General features: G+C 64.2%; 15 protein-coding genes. 8 read left to right on the top strand and 7 right to left on the bottom strand.

Features of this window, described 5'->3' with window-relative positions; all coding sequences use genetic code 11:
- Window positions 1–2: 2 nt before the first annotated feature.
- Complete coding sequence (locus tag IRI77_RS34245) at window positions 3–1001, bottom strand: cobalamin-independent methionine synthase II family protein (RefSeq protein ID WP_194449418.1); 999 nt, start codon at window positions 999–1001, stop codon at window positions 3–5.
- A 54-nt stretch (window positions 1002–1055) separates the two neighbouring features.
- Here IRI77_RS34245 and IRI77_RS34240 point away from each other — a divergent pair, with 54 nt between their 5' ends.
- From IRI77_RS34240 to IRI77_RS34220, 5 genes are read left to right on the top strand one after another with little or no spacing between them, the layout of a single operon-like run.
- On the top strand, window positions 1056–2069 hold the full coding sequence (locus IRI77_RS34240) for a glycosyltransferase family 2 protein (protein WP_194449417.1): 1014 nt from the start codon (window positions 1056–1058) through the stop codon (window positions 2067–2069).
- Window positions 2066–2791, top strand: a complete 726-nt coding sequence (locus IRI77_RS34235) for a glycosyltransferase family 2 protein (RefSeq protein WP_194449416.1) — start codon at window positions 2066–2068, stop codon at window positions 2789–2791. The genes IRI77_RS34240 and IRI77_RS34235 overlap by 4 nt, the downstream gene beginning before the upstream one ends.
- Before the next feature lie 6 nt (window positions 2792–2797).
- Entirely contained in the window at window positions 2798–3160 is a 363-nt protein-coding gene (locus tag IRI77_RS34230) for a DUF2304 family protein (protein WP_194449415.1), read from the top strand.
- Window positions 3135–4865, top strand: a complete 1731-nt coding sequence (locus IRI77_RS34225; RefSeq protein ID WP_194449414.1) for a tetratricopeptide repeat protein — start codon at window positions 3135–3137, stop codon at window positions 4863–4865. The genes IRI77_RS34230 and IRI77_RS34225 overlap by 26 nt, the downstream gene beginning before the upstream one ends.
- A gap of 7 nt (window positions 4866–4872) precedes the next feature.
- Entirely contained in the window at window positions 4873–5955 is a 1083-nt protein-coding gene (locus IRI77_RS34220) for a glycosyltransferase family 4 protein (RefSeq protein ID WP_194449413.1), read from the top strand.
- On the opposite strand, the gene IRI77_RS34215 is transcribed toward IRI77_RS34220, so the two are convergent.
- The 6 genes from IRI77_RS34215 to IRI77_RS34190 form a co-directional block, all read right to left on the bottom strand.
- The gene (locus tag IRI77_RS34215; RefSeq protein WP_194449412.1) at window positions 5912–6748 is read right to left on the bottom strand and encodes a 2,3,4,5-tetrahydropyridine-2,6-dicarboxylate N-succinyltransferase; all 837 of its coding nucleotides are present in this window, start codon (window positions 6746–6748) and stop codon (window positions 5912–5914) included. The two genes, IRI77_RS34220 and IRI77_RS34215, sit on opposite strands and share 44 nt — an antisense overlap.
- Window positions 6749–6758: 10 nt before the next feature.
- Entirely contained in the window at window positions 6759–7646 is an 888-nt protein-coding gene (gene dapA, locus IRI77_RS34210; protein ID WP_194449411.1) for a 4-hydroxy-tetrahydrodipicolinate synthase, read from the bottom strand.
- 24 nt (window positions 7647–7670) lie between these two features.
- Window positions 7671–8375 (bottom strand): 4-hydroxy-tetrahydrodipicolinate reductase, encoded by a 705-nt coding sequence (locus IRI77_RS34205; protein WP_228486467.1) that lies wholly within the window; start codon window positions 8373–8375, stop codon window positions 7671–7673.
- Window positions 8372–9742 carry a lysine-sensitive aspartokinase 3 gene (gene lysC, locus IRI77_RS34200; RefSeq protein WP_194449410.1) on the bottom strand — a complete coding sequence of 457 codons (1371 nt, stop codon included), beginning with the start codon at window positions 9740–9742 and terminating at the stop codon, window positions 8372–8374. Before lysC ends, IRI77_RS34205 begins: the two co-directional genes overlap by 4 nt.
- A 51-nt stretch (window positions 9743–9793) precedes the next feature.
- On the bottom strand, window positions 9794–10843 hold the full coding sequence (gene asd, locus IRI77_RS34195; RefSeq protein ID WP_194449409.1) for an aspartate-semialdehyde dehydrogenase: 1050 nt from the start codon (window positions 10841–10843) through the stop codon (window positions 9794–9796).
- Between the two features lie 85 nt (window positions 10844–10928).
- Window positions 10929–11936, bottom strand: a complete 1008-nt coding sequence (locus IRI77_RS34190) for a M20/M25/M40 family metallo-hydrolase (protein WP_194449408.1) — start codon at window positions 11934–11936, stop codon at window positions 10929–10931.
- A gap of 201 nt (window positions 11937–12137) precedes the next feature.
- On the opposite strand from IRI77_RS34190, the gene IRI77_RS34185 reads away from it, so the two are divergent.
- From IRI77_RS34185 to IRI77_RS34175, 3 genes are read left to right on the top strand one after another with little or no spacing between them, the layout of a single operon-like run.
- Window positions 12138–12974 (top strand): YihY/virulence factor BrkB family protein, encoded by an 837-nt coding sequence (locus IRI77_RS34185; RefSeq protein ID WP_194449407.1) that lies wholly within the window; start codon window positions 12138–12140, stop codon window positions 12972–12974.
- Window positions 12975–12997: 23 nt separating this feature from the next.
- A complete protein-coding gene (gene uvrB, locus IRI77_RS34180) occupies window positions 12998–15025 on the top strand; it encodes an excinuclease ABC subunit UvrB (protein ID WP_194449406.1) in 2028 nt (675 codons plus the stop codon).
- Window positions 14976–15812 carry a DUF2520 domain-containing protein gene (locus IRI77_RS34175; protein WP_194449405.1) on the top strand — a complete coding sequence of 279 codons (837 nt, stop codon included), beginning with the start codon at window positions 14976–14978 and terminating at the stop codon, window positions 15810–15812. The genes uvrB and IRI77_RS34175 overlap by 50 nt, the downstream gene beginning before the upstream one ends.
- The last annotated feature ends 20 nt before the right edge of the window (window positions 15813–15832 follow it).

Here is a 15832-nt window from a genome sequence, read left to right as displayed (position 1 = left end):
ACTTAACTTCTCCCCTCGTATAGGTTTCTACCTGCCACCAGCGCGGCCATCTTGCGGTCGGCGACATTGCGCTGGAGCATCCAGAATCCACAGTCGGGGTGGATGTAATGGAGGCGTTCGGGACCGAGAACGCCAGCGGCCAACTCGATTCGTTCGGCGATGAGGTCGGGGGATTCCACGCCGTTGTCCTTGATGTCGACGACACCGAGGCCCATGCCGATGCGCGGATCCAGTCCCTTGAAGTGTTCGAGCTCGGCGTAGCCGCGCCGGGCAAACTCGAGCACCAGGTGATCGACCTGCAACCCGTTCAGGAAGGGTAACAGATTCTGCCAGAACCCTTTTTGTACAGATTGACCGCCGTAGTTGCCAAAGCAGATGTGGAGGGCGCGGACTCCGGCGATGCCCTCGAGGACATGATTAAGGGCGGGCAAGGCCCATTCTGCGTCCTCGGGGTGGCCGCTGATGTTGGCTTCGTCCAACTGCACGATATCGGCGTCGATGTTGGTCAACTGCTTGCGCAGGACATCGGCGATGGCCATGCAGAGCTCGGGGCGCGACTTGTAGTGCCGGTCGGTCAGCACTTTGGTGAGCATGTGCGGGCCGGTGCAGGTGAACTTCAGCGGCTGGCTGGTGAGTTTGCGGGTGAACTCGAAGTCGCGGGGCAGGTTGAGGGTGCCGCCGGTGATGGGTCCGGTGACGATTCCGGCGGGGTCAGTGCGGTAAGTGAGCCCCTGGTCGGCGCGGAAGGCCTCGATGTCTTCGAGGGAGAAGCGCGTGCGGATCCCGTCCATCTTGGAGACGAAGTAATCGATCATGCCGTTCGTCTCGGGGTGGCCGGGGTCGAAGCGGTTCAACTCTCCGTCGGCGACGACGTCGATGCCGGCCAGTTCCTGGGTCTTCAGCACGACGAGGATCGCGTCACGGAGCGTGGTGCGCGAGGTGTCGCCGGGCAGCCAGTGCGGAATGGGGTAGCTGCCTACGACGGTAGTCTTGATAGCCATTTGAGGTATTGTATCCCGAGGAATCGCCGCCGCCCTTTCGCGTAGAATTAATATTTGAAGCCTGGCCGCGTCACGGTTGTAGTTCCCACTCTGGCAGGAGACCGCCGGCTGCTGGACTGTCTGGCTTCGCTGGAAGGCCAGACGCTACCGGAGGTTACGGTGGTGGTGGTCGATAACAGCGGATGCGGGCGGATTCATACGACCGGAGCGGCCCGCTACCGGTTCCGTTTGATCGAAAACAAGGCGAATGTTGGCTTTGGCGCGGCAGTGAACCAGGGCTTCTGGCTGGCTCCGGCGGAGTATATGGCCGTGCTGAATGACGACGCGGTGGCCGAGCCGTGCTGGCTGGAAGAGATGGTGAAGGCGCTGGACGTGAGTCCCAAGGCAGGCATGGCGGCAGGCCGGATCCGGCTGGCGGGCACCGGGCGACTGGATTCGGCGGGTATGCTGATGGCGGGCGACGGGAGTTCGAAGCAGCGGGGCCACGGCACGGCGGACGACGGGTTTGCGGAGGCGGGTGAGGCGCTGCTGCCCAGCGGCTGCGCGGCGGTGTACCGGCGTGAGATGCTCGACGAAGCCGGGCTGTTCGAAGAGGATTTCTTTCTGTACTGCGAAGACACAGATTTGGGATTGCGCGGCCGTTGGGCAGGCTGGCACTGCCTGTATGTCCCGACAGCCCTAGTGGATCATGCGTATTCGCAGAGCAGCGGCGCGGCGTCGGCACGCAAGGCGTGGTTTGTGGAGCGGAACCGGCTGCGGCTGGCCGTACGCTGCCTGCCGCTGAGCAGCCTGCTGGCGGCGCCGTTCTATGCGATCGTCCGGTACTTCTGGCATGCGGCGGGACTGTTCACCGGCCAAGGCAAGGCGGCGGAGTTCCGCACGGCGGGCGGCAGCGGACTGCAACTGCCATGGCTGGTGCTGAAAGCCCACCTGGATCTGGTGAGGCACCTGCCCACGCTGCTGCGGCAGCGGGCGCGAATCGCGTCGACGAGGCGGATCAGCGTGGCCGAGTTCAAGCAGGTGCTGAAGCGGCACTCCATCAAGGTGCGGGAGGTCGCCGCGCTGTGATCGACTCGCGCACGTTGCTGATCATCCCGGCGTTCAACGAAGAAGGCGCGATTGCACGCGTCGTCACCGAGGTGCGGCAGACGTATCCGGAGCTGCAGATCCTGGTGACGGACGACTGCTCAGAGGACGCGACGGTGGACCAGGCGCTGATTGCCGGCGCGCGAGTGCTGCAACTGCCTTGTCATCTGGGCTTGGGCGGCTGTGTGCAGGCGGGGTACAAGCTGGCGTTCGAGGAAGGCTACGACACGGTGATCCGGATCGACGGAGACGGGCAGCACGATCCGAAGGACATCGGGCGGTTGCTGGAGAAGCTGCGGGCAACGGGCTGTGAGATGGTGATCGGGGTCCGGGCGAAGGAGTCCGGCGGGCTGCAGACGCACCCGATCCGCAAGATCGGGATCCACTTTTTCCGGATGCTGCTGCGGCCGATCCTGGGGCGGCCGGTGACGGATCCGACCTCGGGTTTCGTGGCGGTAAATGCGAAGGCGCTGTCGGTATTCAGCTCGAGTTTCCCGTTGGAGTATCCCGAGATCGAGACGCTGGTGGTGCTGCAGCGGCGGAAGTTCCGCTTTGAGGAGGTGCCGTGCCGGATGCGGAAGCGGATGGCGGGGCGGAGCTCGATCACGGCGATGAAGTCGGTCTACTATGTGATCCACGTGTTGCTTGGCGTGTTCATCAACATCCTGCGGTTTGACGGACGGGCCAGGAAGGGCCAGGGGTAAGCCGGTATGGAACTGCTGCTGGACATCCTGACCGTCCTGGGCATCCTGCTGCTGTTGATCGTGCTGCGTTCGCTGCGGCGCGACCACATCCGGGTGGAGCATTCCGTGAGCTGGCTGGCCGCGGCGGTGGCGCTGATCGCGCTGTCGCGCAGTGGTCCGGTGCTGGTGCGGCTTTCCGGGTATCTGGATTTGAAGGAACCGGCGATCACGCTGTTGTTCCTGATTCTTATTGTGTTTTTGGGCGTGTTCTACCGCTTCTCGCGCGCGATCTCAGAATTGAAGGACATGAACATCACGCTCACCCAGCGGGTGGCGATTCTCGAGTACAAACTGCAACGACAGAATGAAGAACAGCAAGCGAAACACTGAGAACCAGCCGCGCGCGGCAGCGGCGGCACCCGCGAGCGTCCCGGCAGCGGGCCTGCCCTGGTGGGCGCCCTTGTCGGCCGCCATCCTGGCCCTGATCGCCTACTTCCCCGCCCTGAACGGTCCTTTCCTATTTGACGACCTAAGCCTGCCGATGATGAGCCAGGGGCAAGGGATCAACTACGCCGAGTTCCTGCGGCGCGGGGTGCGCGCGCTGACGAACATGAGCCTGCTGGCCGACCGGGACCTGTGGGCGATGAACACGACGCCGTACCACGTGGAGAACTTCGTGCTGCACGTGGTGAATGCGCTGCTGGTGTACTTCATCCTGAAGAACCTGCTGGAGCGCGCGGGCCGTGAAGGGCGTGCGGTGGTGGTGAGCGCCGGCTTCGGTGCGGCGGTGTTCCTGCTGCATCCGCTGCAGACCGAGGCCGTGGCGTATATCGCCAGCCGCAGCGAGGTGTTGAGTGTGTTCTTCAGCTTCGCGGCGCTGCTGGTGTTCCTGCGGCGCAAAGAGGCGGCGGTTTCGTGGGCGCATGCGATTGTGGTGCTGCTGCTGATCGGCCTGGGCGCACTGAGCAAAGAGACGGCGGTGGCGATGGCCGGCGTGCTGCTGCTGACCGACCTGTACTTCCACGAGGGTTCGCCCTTGGAAGGCGTCGTGAAAAACTGGCGGCTGTATGTTCCTCTGCTGGCGGGCGGGCTGGCGGGTGGCCTGTTCGTGTACAGGCTGGCCAGCCACGAGGGCACGGCGGGTTCGTCGCTGAGTTTCTCGCCGCTGGATTACCTGTTCACGCAGTTCCAGGTGGTTTGGGTGTATGTGCGGCTGTTCGTGGCGCCGTACGGGCAGAATCTGGATCACGGGTTCCCGATCGTGAAGGCTCCGGGCAGTGTGCTCTCGTGGCTGGGTTTGCTGGGGATCGTGGCGGCTGTGGGCGCGGCTTTTGTCTGGCGGAAGAGGTATCCGCTGGCTTCGTTGGGCGTGCTGACGTTCTTTGTGCTGCTGACGCCGACCTCGTCGATTCTGCCGATTGCGGATCCGTTGGTGGAGCGCCGCGTGTACTTCGCGTCGATCGGCCTGTTGCTGATCGTGTGTGAATTCCTTTCGCGCTGGACGCTGAATGCGGCGAAGGTGGCCGGGCTGGCGGCTCTGGCGGCGGTATTGACCATGCTGACCATGTTTCGCAGCGACCTGTATACGAGCACGCAGGCGATGTGGGTGGAGTCAGTGAAGGCGAATCCGCAGAACTACCGGGCGCAGTTCCAACTGGCGTTCTCGTACTACGAGAAGGGGGAGTGCTCGAAGTCGCTGGAGCACTACAAGGCGGCCTCGCTGCTGCAGAAGCCGGATTACCGGCTGCTGGTGGACTGGGCACTGGCTTTAGATTGCGCGGAGGATGTGCCGGGCGCGATTGCGCGGCTGCAGGAGGCGACGAAGCTGGAGAATACGTCGACGGCGTGGTCGACGATGGGCATGATCTACGGAAAGCGCAACCAGCCGGAACTGGCGCTGGATGCACTGAATCACGCGCTGCAGTTGAGCCGGCGGGACGCGATGACCTGGGTGTATCGCGGCAACGTGTATTTCACGCTGGGCCAGCACCGGCAGGCGCTGTCGGACTTCGAAGAGGCGCTCAAGCGGGATGCCAGCAATCCCGCGGCGCAACAGGGCAAGGCAGCCGCGGTGAACGCCCTGGGCAGGAAGTAGCGGCGACGTGCGGATCGGGGTGAACGCGCTGTATCTGATCCCCGGCGGAGTCGGCGGGACCGAGATCTATCTGCGCCGGCTGCTGGAGGCGATGGAGCGGATCTCGCAGCACGAGATCGTAGTGTTCACCAATCGCGAGACCGGGCCGATGGGGCGGGTGTGCGTGGAGCTGCCGGTGACGGCGACGAGCCGGCCGGGGCGGATCCTGTACGAGCAGCTGCGACTGCCGGGCGTGCTGCGGCGGGCGCGCATCGACGTGGTGCTGAATCCGGGTTTCACGGCTCCGCTGCTGAGCGGACTACCGCAGGTGACGGTGTTTCACGACCTGCAGCATAAGCGGCATCCGGAGTTCTTCCGCTGGTTCGACCTGCCATTCTGGCGGCTGCTGCTGTGGGCGTCAGCGCACAAGTCGCGGCGGCTGATCGCGGTGAGCGAGGCCACGAGGGACGACCTGCTGAAGTTCTACGCGCTGGACCCTCGGACCATCTCAGTGGTGCATCACGGGGTGGAGCCGGAGTTCTTTGAGCTGGCGGCGCGGCGGGAGGACGGCGGGTATCTGCTGTGCGCTTCCACCACGCATCCGCACAAGAATCACGACCGGCTGCTGCGCGTGTTTCAGCGGCTGGTGCAGGAGCAGCCCGGGTGGAAGCTGGTGCTGACGGGCGTGAAGGGCTTCGTTACGGGCGAGGTGGAAGGACTGGTGCGCGAGCTGGGCCTGGAGGCTTCAGTGGAGTTGAAGGGCTGGGTGCCGAGGGCGGAGTTGTATGAACTGTTCCGGCGGGCGACGGGGTTCATCTATCCGTCACGGTTCGAGGGCTTCGGCATGCCGGTGCTGGAAGCGATGGCGGCCGGGCTGCCGGTGGCTTGCGGGGCTATTGAACCCTTGAAGAGTTTGACGGGCGGGGCGGCGCTGCTATTCGATCCGGAGAGCGACGAGGCGATGCTGGAGGCGATGCGGAAGCTGGTGCGGGGGGAGGCTCCGAAGGATGGGCCGCTGCGCGCTGCTCCGTTTACGTGGCAGCGCGCGGCGGAACTGACACTGGCGGCTATCGAAGATAGTCTTCGAGGCGGATCTTCTCGTCGGTCTTAGAGTCGCGGTATTTCACGATGACGGGCGTGTAGAGGGAGATGCCCCATTCCTGGCCTTTGCCGCGGGTGACGGCGCGGGAACCGGAAACGACGACCGCATTGGCCGGCACGATGAGCGGCTGATCGTCGGTGGCGGCGTAGACTTCGCCTTTCACGAGATCGTAGATGGGCGTGGAGCGGTTGAGGATGACGCCTGTGCCGAGGACGGCGCGGGTCTTGACGATGGTGCCTTCGTAGACTCCGGTGTTGCCGCCGACGAGCACCTCGTCTTCAATGACCACGGGGAGTGCGCCGACGGGTTCCAGCACGCCACCGATCTGGGCAGCGGCCGAGATGTGGCAACTGCGGCCGATCTGGGCGCAGGAGCCGATGAGGGCATGCGAGTCGACCATGGTGCTGTCGCCGACATAGGCGCCGACATTGATGTACATGGGCGGCATGCAGGTGACGCCGCGGCCCAGGAAGCAGCCGTCGCGGATGGAGCTGCCGCCGGGCACGATGCGCACGCCGCTGTTCACGGCGATGGTACGAACCGGGTAAGTGTCCTTGTCGAACCAGGGCTGGCGGCCGGTGTCGATGGACATATCGACGATGGTGCCCATGCGGAAGCCGATGAGGATGCCCTTCTTGACCCAGCTATTGACGCGCCAGCCGCTGGGGGTGGAGGGGTCGGGCTCTGCCGCGCGGATGGCGCCTTCGTTGAGGGCGTCCTTGAAGCGGGCAAAGAGGCCGTGGTCGGCGGGCGAGTAGGACGCCGGAGGATTGTCGAACAACGTTTCGATTCCGTTTTGCATGCGTGGGTTCCTAGTTGGTGATGAGTCCGGTGCTGCTGAGTACGGCTTCGATCTTCGACATGGCTGCGTCGGAGGGCGGGACGAGCGGGAGCCGCCATACGGGCTCCAGCAGGCCCATGCGGGCCATGGCGGCCTTCACGGGGATGGGGTTCGATTCGACGAAATTGACTTCCATCAGGGCGAGCCACTGGCGCTGAAGGGCGCGGGCGGCGGGGAAATCGCCGTTGAGGCAATGCTGGGCGATGCCTGCCATGACGGCGGGGATCTCGTTGGAAGCGACGGAGATGATGCCCTTGCCGCCGAGCCCGGCGAGGGCGATGGTAATGGCGTCGTCGCCGCTGAGGACATCGAAGGATTCGGGTAGGGTGGCGCAGATGTTCGCCATCTGGGCGACGTTGCCGCTGGCTTCCTTCACGCCGACGATGTTTTCGATTTCCGCCAGGCGGCGCAGGGTGGAGGGCTCGACGTTGACGCCGGTGCGGCCGGCGACGCTGTAGACGACGATGGGCAGCTTCACGGACGCGGCGATGGCCTTGTAGTGCTGGTAGAGGCCTTCCTGGGTGGGCTTGTTGTAGTAGGGGGTGACGGAGAGGAGGCCGTCGGCGCCGAGGGCTTCGAGTTCTTTGGCGAGGGCGATGACTTCAGCGGTGTTGTAGCCGCCGGCGCCGGCGAGCACGGGCACCTTGCCCTGGGCCTCTTCGAGGGTGATCTCGACGACGCGGAGGTGCTCGGCGTGAGTGAGCGTGGGGCTTTCGCCGGTGGTGCCGCAGGGCACCAGGAAGTGGATGCCCGCCTCGATCTGACGCCGGACCAGCTTGCGCAGAGAGGCCTCATCCAGGCTCTGGTCAGAGTGAAAGGGCGTCACCAACGCGGTGCCGCAACCTTGGAATTGAGACATGTCTAATCCTTTCGATTCGCTTCTCTACGACTGGGGTTCGGACGAAAACAGAATCTCGCTAAATTCGTGGACGCCCTTGTTGGCGGCGATCCACTTGGCGGCGTGGAGCGCTCCGCGGGCGAAGCCTTCACGGCTGCGGGCGGTGTGGCGCAGGGTGATGGTGTCGGCGGCGGAGTCGAAGCCGATCTCGTGGGTGCCGGGCACGGCTCCGGCGCGGTTGCTGGCGACGTCGACGTGATTGTGATAGCCGGCGGCGCGCATGCCCTCGACGAGCTTCAACAGAGTGCCGGAGGGCGCGTCTTTCTTGGCGCTGTGATGGAGTTCCCAGGCCCAGGCTTCGTAGGCGGGCTGCTGCTGCATCCAGACGGCGGCCTCGGTGACGATGCGCTGGAAGATGTTCACGCCGATGGAGTAGTTGGGGCTGTAGACCAGGCCGGCGTGGTTGTTCTCGAAGAGCTGACGGACGTGATCGAGCTGGCCGAACCAGCCGGTGGTGCCGGCGACGGTGGGGACGCGCAGGACGGCGAGTTTCTCCAGGTTGGCGACGGCGGCGTCCGGCGCGGTGAACTCGATGGCGGCGTGGACGTCGCGGAAGTTCTCCGCGGTGAAGCCGGAGCCGTTCACGTTGTTGTGAATGTCGAGGATGAGCGTGACCTCGAAGCCGTACTCGGGGGCGAGACGTTCGAGCATTTTGCCCATTTTGCCGTAGCCGATGAGAGCCAGTTTCACTGGAAAACCTCCGGATCCAAATCGCGGAAAAACTCCTGGTGCAGGGCTTCGACGCCGCGCACGAGGTCTGCGCCGTCGACAACGACGCTGACGTTCAGCAGGGACGCTCCCTGGGTGATCATGCGGATGTTCACGGTCTCCAAGGCGGAGAAGATGCGTTTGGCGATGCCGGGGGTTTCGCGGAGGGCGTCGCCGACGAGGCAGATGAGGGCTTGATTGGGGACGACAGTAACTTCAGCGATCTTGGAGAGTTCGGCCTCGATGTCGCCCAGGTACTGGGTGTGATCGATGGTGAGGGAGACGCTGACCTCGGAGGTCGAAACCATGTCGACGGGAGTGCGGTAGCGATCGAAGACCTCGAAGATGCGGCGCAGGAAGCCGTGGGCCATCAGCATGCGCAGGCTGCGGATGTTGACGACGGTGATGTCGCACTTGCAGGCGATGGACTTGACCGAGTTGCGGCACTCGACGTTGTCGGCCACGATGAGCGTGCCGGAGACCTCGGGGCGGCGGGAGTTGAGGATCCGCACCGGGATGTTTTTCTCGATGGCGGGCTGGACGGTGGCGGGATGGAGGACCTTGGCTCCGAAGTAAGCGAGTTCGGCCGCTTCCGCAAAGGAGATGTTCTTGACGAGATGGCCGCCGGGCAGGACGCGCGGATCGCAGGTGAGCATGCCGTCGACGTCGGTCCAGATCTGGATCTCGTCGGCGCCGATGCCGGCTCCGGCGATGGCGGCGGAGAAGTCGCTGCCGCCGCGGCCCAGGGTGGTGGTGACGCCGTCGGCGGTGGCCCCGATGAAGCCGCCCATGACGACGACGCGGCCCTGCATCAGCGGCACGGCTTTCTCCTTGAAGCGCGAGTAGGTGCGGCTGTAGAGGGGCAGCGCCTGGGTGTGGCGGCTGTCGGTGATGAGGACGGAGCGGGCGTCGAGGTGGGCCGCCGGCAGGCCGAAGGCGGGCAGCGCCAGGGCGACTAAAGCGGAGGAGAGCCGTTCGCCATAGCTGCAGACTTCGTCCCAAAGCAGGGGCGTGATCTGGCCCGCTGTGGCGATGGCTTCGAGAGTGGATTCGAGCGCCTCGAAGTTGTTCTCGAGCACAAGTTCCATGGCGGAAGTGCTCTCGGCGGGAATGATCTTTCCGGCTTCAGTGCGGTGGAAGCCGCGCAGGTCCTCGGCGTCGCGCAGGGCGTCGGCCAGGTTGCCGGCCGCGGCTTTGTCGGCGGCCGCCAGCAGCTTATTGGTGGTCTTGCCCATGGCGGAGACCACGACGAGGGGCCGCTGTTCAAAACGCGGGCGGATGATGCCGGCCACCCGCTCAATCGCCGCGGCGCTCTCCACGGAGGTGCCGCCAAACTTCATTACGATCATGGGTTCATCCTGAGGGGGCCCATGACCAGCGGCCCCCGGTTCCGGCGGGCCTTAGTCTAACAGGCCTTCGCTATACATCAGTTCGGCGTTGAGCACGGCTGCACCGGCGGCGCCTCGAATCGTGTTGTGGCCCAGGCAGACGAACTTGTAGTCGAGCACGGGGCACTCGCGCAGGCGGCCGACGGTGACGCACATGCCGTTTTCACGGAAGGCGTCGCGGCGGGGCTGCGGCCGGTTCTCCTCGGGCAGGTAGAGGACCGGCTTTTTGGGGGCGCTGGGCAGGTTGCGCTGTTGCGGGACGGAAGTGTAGTTCTGATAGGCCGCCAGGATTTCGGCGAGGGACGCCTTGTCGCGGAGGCCGACGCTGACGGTGACGGTGTGGCCGTCGACGACGGGGACGCGGTTGCAGTGGGCGCTCATCTTGGCGGGCAGGGGTTGGATGTGGTCGCCGGCGAAGGTGCCCATGATCTTCTGGGTTTCGATCTCCATCTTGGCCTCTTCGCCGCCGATGAAGGGGATCACGTTGCCCAGGATGTCCAGGGAGGGGACACCGGGGTAACCGGCTCCGGAGATGGCCTGCATGGTAGTGGCGATGATGGTCTGGATGCCGAAGGGCATCAGCGGGGCGAGGCCCATGGTGAGGGCGACAGTGCTGCAGTTCGGGTTGGTGGCGATGGCGCCCTTCCAGCCGCGAGACTTCTGGGCGGCGAGCAACTGGAGGTGATCGGGATTGATTTCAGGCACCAGCAGCGGGACATCCAATTCCATGCGGTGGTTCTTGGAGTTGGACACGACCAGGTGGCCGGCTTCGGCGAAGGCGCGTTCGATCTCGGTGGCGACGGAGGCGTCCATGGCCGAGAACATGAGTTTGGGGGCGCCGTTGCCGGGTTTGCAGTCGGACACGGTGAGGGCGGCGACACGTTCCGGCATGGAGCCGTCGAGGCGCCAGGAAGTCGCATCCGCGTACTTCTTGCCCGCGCTACGGTCACTGGCTCCGGCCCAAGTGAGTTCGAACCAGGGATGGCCTTCCAGAAACTTCACGAAGCTCTGCCCCACCATACCGGTGGCGCCTAGCACGCCGACTTCGATCTTCTTGTTCATGTCCTATACTTCCTTCTGTCAAACCGGCTTGAGGGTACGGGTATCTCCCGCGTGTCGCCTGGCAGCCGGTGGAGTTGGCCGGCCTTCAGGCGGTGAGGAGGCGCTTCACCATAGTTTTGTAGATGGTGACTGCTTCCAGAAGCTGCGCCTTGGGCACGCGCTCTTCGCTGGTGTGGGCTACATGGATGGTGCCGGGACCCAGCAGAAAAGGTTGGCCCCAGGCGCCGCCAAACGCCGGGATGTCGGTGGTGTAGGCCACCACCGTAGTGGAAAAGCCTTCCAGCGAGCCGAGATGGATCGCGGGAATGCACAAAATCTCCTGGGCCTCGGCGAGGGTGCCCGCGGCCGCGGTGACGGCGGTGCGGACGGGTTCGGGGTCGCCGACCAGGCGGAACATCAAAGCAGCTTCGGCGGCGTCGGGCACCACGTTGGGTGCGCGGCCGCCCTGGATCTGGCCGATGTTCAGGGTGCAGGGTCCCAGAATCGCGTCGACAGGCAGGGCAAGGGCGCGGATGCGCTGCAGGGCATCGAGCAGTTTCTCGATGGCCGATTCGCCCAGTTCCGGGTAGGCCGAGTGAGCCATGCGGCCGGAGGCTTTGAGTTCGTAGCGGAGGGCGCCTTTGCTGCCCAGGGCCAGCCGGTTCTCAGTGGGCTCGCCGTTGATGATGAATTTCGATCCGCGCGGAGTTTTGGCGGCGTGATAGGCGCCGGCACTGTTGCGTTCCTCGCCGACAACGAAAAGCAGCCCGAAGTTGCGGACCCCCTCGGCGAGCAGATCTTTCGCCGCGCAGATCATGGCGGCGATGATGCCCTTGACGTCGCAGGCGCCGCGGCCCCAGATGTTCGCCTCGTCTTCTCGGGACGGGAAGAAGGGCGGCACGGTGTCCAGGTGGGTGGACAGGGTGACGGTGGGGGTGCCGAAGCAGGCGAAGACGTTGAAACGGCGGGGTTCGACTTCGATGGACTCGAGGTGGCCGTTGTGGGCGCGCGTCAGCTCACCGAGAAGCGAGAGCAGGTAGTCTCCGACCGGCTCCTCATTCCCGGTGATGGACTCGATGTCCACCAGCGCGCGTGTGAGAGAGAAGACATCCATGATGGATGGGGAAACTCCAAGATATCGAACCTGCAGGTCTTGGATCAACCCATGGGCCCAAATTGGCCATCTTGTCCTTGGATACCGCCGGGCGGGAGAGCCGGTTTCGAGGTGGCGCAGGTGGTTGCCAGGGAGGATCGGGCGGCCAATGCCGGAGTCTCCGAATTGTGCCCGGCTTTTCTGGGATAATTGCCGGTTGAAGTGAACCAGAACTGGAGCAGATTCCGCCGTGCTGTCCTCTGCGCTTACGAGCACGGCAGCCTGGGTTTCGCCAAAGGCGCAGCCTATTCGGCCCTGCTCGCCTTCTTTCCGATTCTGACCACGACGACGGCGATTCTGGTGCACGTGAACGCCGGCACGCTTTCGATGAAGATCCTGGGCGCGCTGTTCAAGGTGGTTCCGCCGGGTGTGGGCGACCTGATCCGGCAGATCCTGTCGCACGGCAGCCGGCCGCTGGCGCTGCCGATTCTGGCCATCCTGCTCTCGCTATGGGCCGGGTCGGGCGTAATGATGAGCCTGATGGAAGGGTTCCAGGCGGCCTATCAGCGCAAGAGCGGCCGGGGCATGTTGCACAACCGCGGCATCGCCATGTGGCTGGTGCTGGTAGCCATTGGACCCGTGGTGGGCGCGTCGGCGCTGATGCTGTTCGGCGACATGACGGAGAGCGGCGCGATGCGTCTGCTGGGCCTGCTGGACGCGGGGGAGACGCTGAAGGGCGGGGTGAAGCTGGTGAGCATGGTGGTGCGGTATGTGCTGGCGCTGGGCACGATTGTGGTGGTGACGGCGATGCTGTATCTGTTCGGTCCGGATGCCGGGCGGGGCCGCAAGATCTGGCCGGGTTCGCTGGTGGCGACCGGGCTGTGGCTGGGCATTACGTTGGTTTTTGCCTGGTATGTGCGGAATATCGCCAACTACAACCTGCTGTACGGCAGCATCGGCGCGGTGATGGCGCTGTGTGTGTGGATGTACCTGCTGGCGCTGTCGGCGATGATCGGCTGTGAATTCAACGCTCAATCGGACCTTGGCAAAAAGCTCTGAGCGCGGTCCCTATACTGGGAATCGTGGCATACCGGCTCGGCATCGACTACGAACCGCGGGGCGATCAGCCCCAGGCGATTGAACAGATCGTAAGAGGAATCAATGACGGCGAGCAGCATCAGGTGCTGCTGGGCGTGACCGGATCCGGCAAGACCTTCACGATGGCGAAGGTGATCCAGGAGACGGAGCGGCCCGCGCTGGTCATGGCGCATAACAAGATCCTGGCAGCGCAGTTGTACCAGGAGTTCAAAACCTTCTTTCCTCACAACGCCGTCGAGTATTTTGTCAGCTACTACGACTACTACCAGCCCGAGGCGTATGTACCGGCTTCGGATACGTATATCGAGAAAGAAGCGACGGTCAACGACGAACTGGACAAACTGCGGCTGGCGGCAACCAAGACGCTGTTCGAGCGGCGGGATTGCATCATTGTGGCCAGCGTGAGCTGTATTTATGGCCTGGGCTCGCCGGAAGCTTACTACGGCATGCTGCTGATGCTGGAGAAGGGTCACAGGATGCCGCGCGAGCAGATCACGTCGAAGCTGGTGGAGATCCTCTACGAGCGCAATGACTTCGACTTCCGGCGCGGGACGTTCCGGGTGCGGGGCGACGTGATTGAGATCTGGCCCACCTATGACGACGACGCGTACCGGATTGAGCTGTGGGGCGACGAGATCGAGGCGCTGTCGAAGATCGATCCGCTGCTGGGGCAGGTGAAGGAAAGCTATGTGCGGCTGCCCATCTACCCGAAGACACACTATGTGATGCCTCCGGAGACGAAGCAGGAGGCGGTGGCGAGCATCGAGCAGGAACTGGCGTGGTGGCATAAGGAACTGGAGAAGCAGGGCAAGCTGATCGAGGCGCAGAGGCTGTACCAGCGGACGATGTTCGACCTGGAGATGATCCGGCAGATGGGCTATTGCCACGGGATCGAGAACTATTCGCGGCACTTCAGCGGGCGGCTGCCGGGCGAGCCGCCGCCGACGCTGCTGGATTACCTGCCGGCCGATGCGCTGCTGATGATCGACGAGAGCCACCAGACGGTGCCGCAGATCGGGGGCATGTATCATGGCGACCGGTCGCGCAAGAACACACTGGTCAACTTCGGCTTCCGGCTGCCCAGCGCGCTGGACAACCGGCCGCTGACATTCGAGGAGTTTGAGAACCGCGTGCACCAGACGCTGTATGTGTCGGCGACGCCGGGCCCGTTCGAATTGAAACGGACGGCCGGGGTGGTGGTGGAGCAGGTGATCCGTCCGACGGGCCTGGTGGATCCGCCGGTGGAGGTGCGGCCGATCAAGGGGCAGGTGGACGATCTGCTGCACGAGATCCGGAAGCGGGTGGCGGAGAACGAGCGGGTGCTGATCACGACGCTGACGAAGCGGATGGCGGAGGACCTGCACGAGTATTACGCCGAATTGGGTGTCAAGAACGCATACATGCACTCGGAGGTGTCGGCGCTGGATCGCGTGAAGATCCTGCGGGATCTGCGGCGCGGCGACATCGATGTACTGATCGGCGTGAATCTGTTGCGGGAAGGGCTGGACCTGCCCGAGGTTTCGCTGGTGGCGATTCTGGACGCGGACAAGGAAGGCTTCCTGCGATCGATGGGCTCGTTGATCCAGACGATTGGACGCGCGGCACGGCATTTGAACGGCCGGGCGATTCTCTATGCGGATGTGATGACAGACAGCATGAAGCGGGCGATTTCAGAGACGGACCGCCGGCGGCGCATCCAGGTGGATTACAACGTCGAGAACAACATCACGCCGCAGTCGATCGTGAAACCGATCGATATGAGTCTGATTGCGGTAGCGGAGATGGATTACGTCACTCCGCCGCTGGCTGGCGATGAGGAAGTGGAGCTGTTGAGCCTGGAGCAGCGAAACAACCTGATAGAGGATCTCGAGCGGAAGATGCGGGAAGCTGCGAAAGCATTTGAATTCGAGAAGGCGGCGCAGTATCGTGATCGAGTCAAGGCATTGAAGTCGCCAACTCCCTATGAGCAAACACCTGCCGGTGGGACTGATCGCCTCGGGGCGAATGATTGAATCTCCGCTGACACGGTATCCCTCTCTTGTCCGCGATCTTGGGCCGGTGGTGGCGTCGAGCCGCCGCCTGGCCTCCCGCTATGCGAACGCGCTGCGAGCGGGCCGGCCGGCCGACGCGAGGGAGCTTAATCAGTGTCGGCTGGTACTGATTCAAGCTTCGGCGCTGGAGTTGCCGGCGATCCTGGAACTGCTGCGGGACGCTCCGGTGGTGTGGAAATCGAAGGTTCTGGCGTTGATCGACGATGATTTGGACGCCTCGGCGCTGCAGCCGATGCGGGCGCTTCGCGCGGCGGTGGGTTCGATCGCGCTGGCGCCTTCGCGAGATCAGGGAGTGCTGGTGATTGAGGGCGATCCGGTCGCGGTGCGGATGCTGAGCCGATGGGCCACCCAGGCCGAATTGAGTTGCATTGAATTGAAGCCGCACTCCAAGGCGCTGTACGGTGCGGGCCTGATGGCGGCCAACTCGCTGCTCTCGCCGGTGCTGGATGGGGCGATGCGGAGTCTGCGCGCGTCGGGACTCAACCAGTTGGAGGCCCGGCGGATACTGGGCCTCGTCGTCGAGATGGCGATTCGGAGCCAGCGGGCGCATGGCCGGAAAGCGTGGCTGAGCCCGGGGTCGATGTCACGGCGTCCGGCGGTGCTGAACCAACTGGCGGCACTGGGGGAAGTGGATCCCGTTCTGGCCGCGTTTTACCAGCGTTCGCTGATCGCGGTGCTGGACTATGTGGGACAGGATCCGGAATGGCTGGGAGACCCGCCGCCCCCAAGCCTGCCGAGTCCGGATTAAGCTGGTGAGGAGCGCCGTTG

Source organism: Paludibaculum fermentans (assembly GCF_015277775.1).
Classification (GTDB): Bacteria; Acidobacteriota; Terriglobia; order Bryobacterales; family Bryobacteraceae; genus Paludibaculum; species Paludibaculum fermentans.
Note: the sequence above shows the minus strand (reverse complement) of the source record. Positions and strands in the feature narration are given on the sequence as shown.

Coding starts and splice junctions, on each gene's coding strand:
- IRI77_RS34245 (WP_194449418.1), bottom strand. CDS start 1,001: ATGGCTATCAAGACTACCGTCGTAGGCAGCTACCCCATTCCGCACTGG.
- IRI77_RS34230 (WP_194449415.1), top strand. CDS start 2,798: ATGGAACTGCTGCTGGACATCCTGACCGTCCTGGGCATCCTGCTGCTG.
- IRI77_RS34225 (WP_194449414.1), top strand. CDS start 3,135: ATGAAGAACAGCAAGCGAAACACTGAGAACCAGCCGCGCGCGGCAGCG.
- IRI77_RS34215 (WP_194449412.1), bottom strand. CDS start 6,748: ATGCAAAACGGAATCGAAACGTTGTTCGACAATCCTCCGGCGTCCTAC.
- dapA (WP_194449411.1), bottom strand. CDS start 7,646: ATGTCTCAATTCCAAGGTTGCGGCACCGCGTTGGTGACGCCCTTTCAC.
- lysC (WP_194449410.1), bottom strand. CDS start 9,742: ATGATCGTAATGAAGTTTGGCGGCACCTCCGTGGAGAGCGCCGCGGCG.
- asd (WP_194449409.1), bottom strand. CDS start 10,843: ATGAACAAGAAGATCGAAGTCGGCGTGCTAGGCGCCACCGGTATGGTG.
- IRI77_RS34190 (WP_194449408.1), bottom strand. CDS start 11,936: ATGGATGTCTTCTCTCTCACACGCGCGCTGGTGGACATCGAGTCCATC.
- IRI77_RS34175 (WP_194449405.1), top strand. CDS start 14,976: ATGAGCAAACACCTGCCGGTGGGACTGATCGCCTCGGGGCGAATGATT.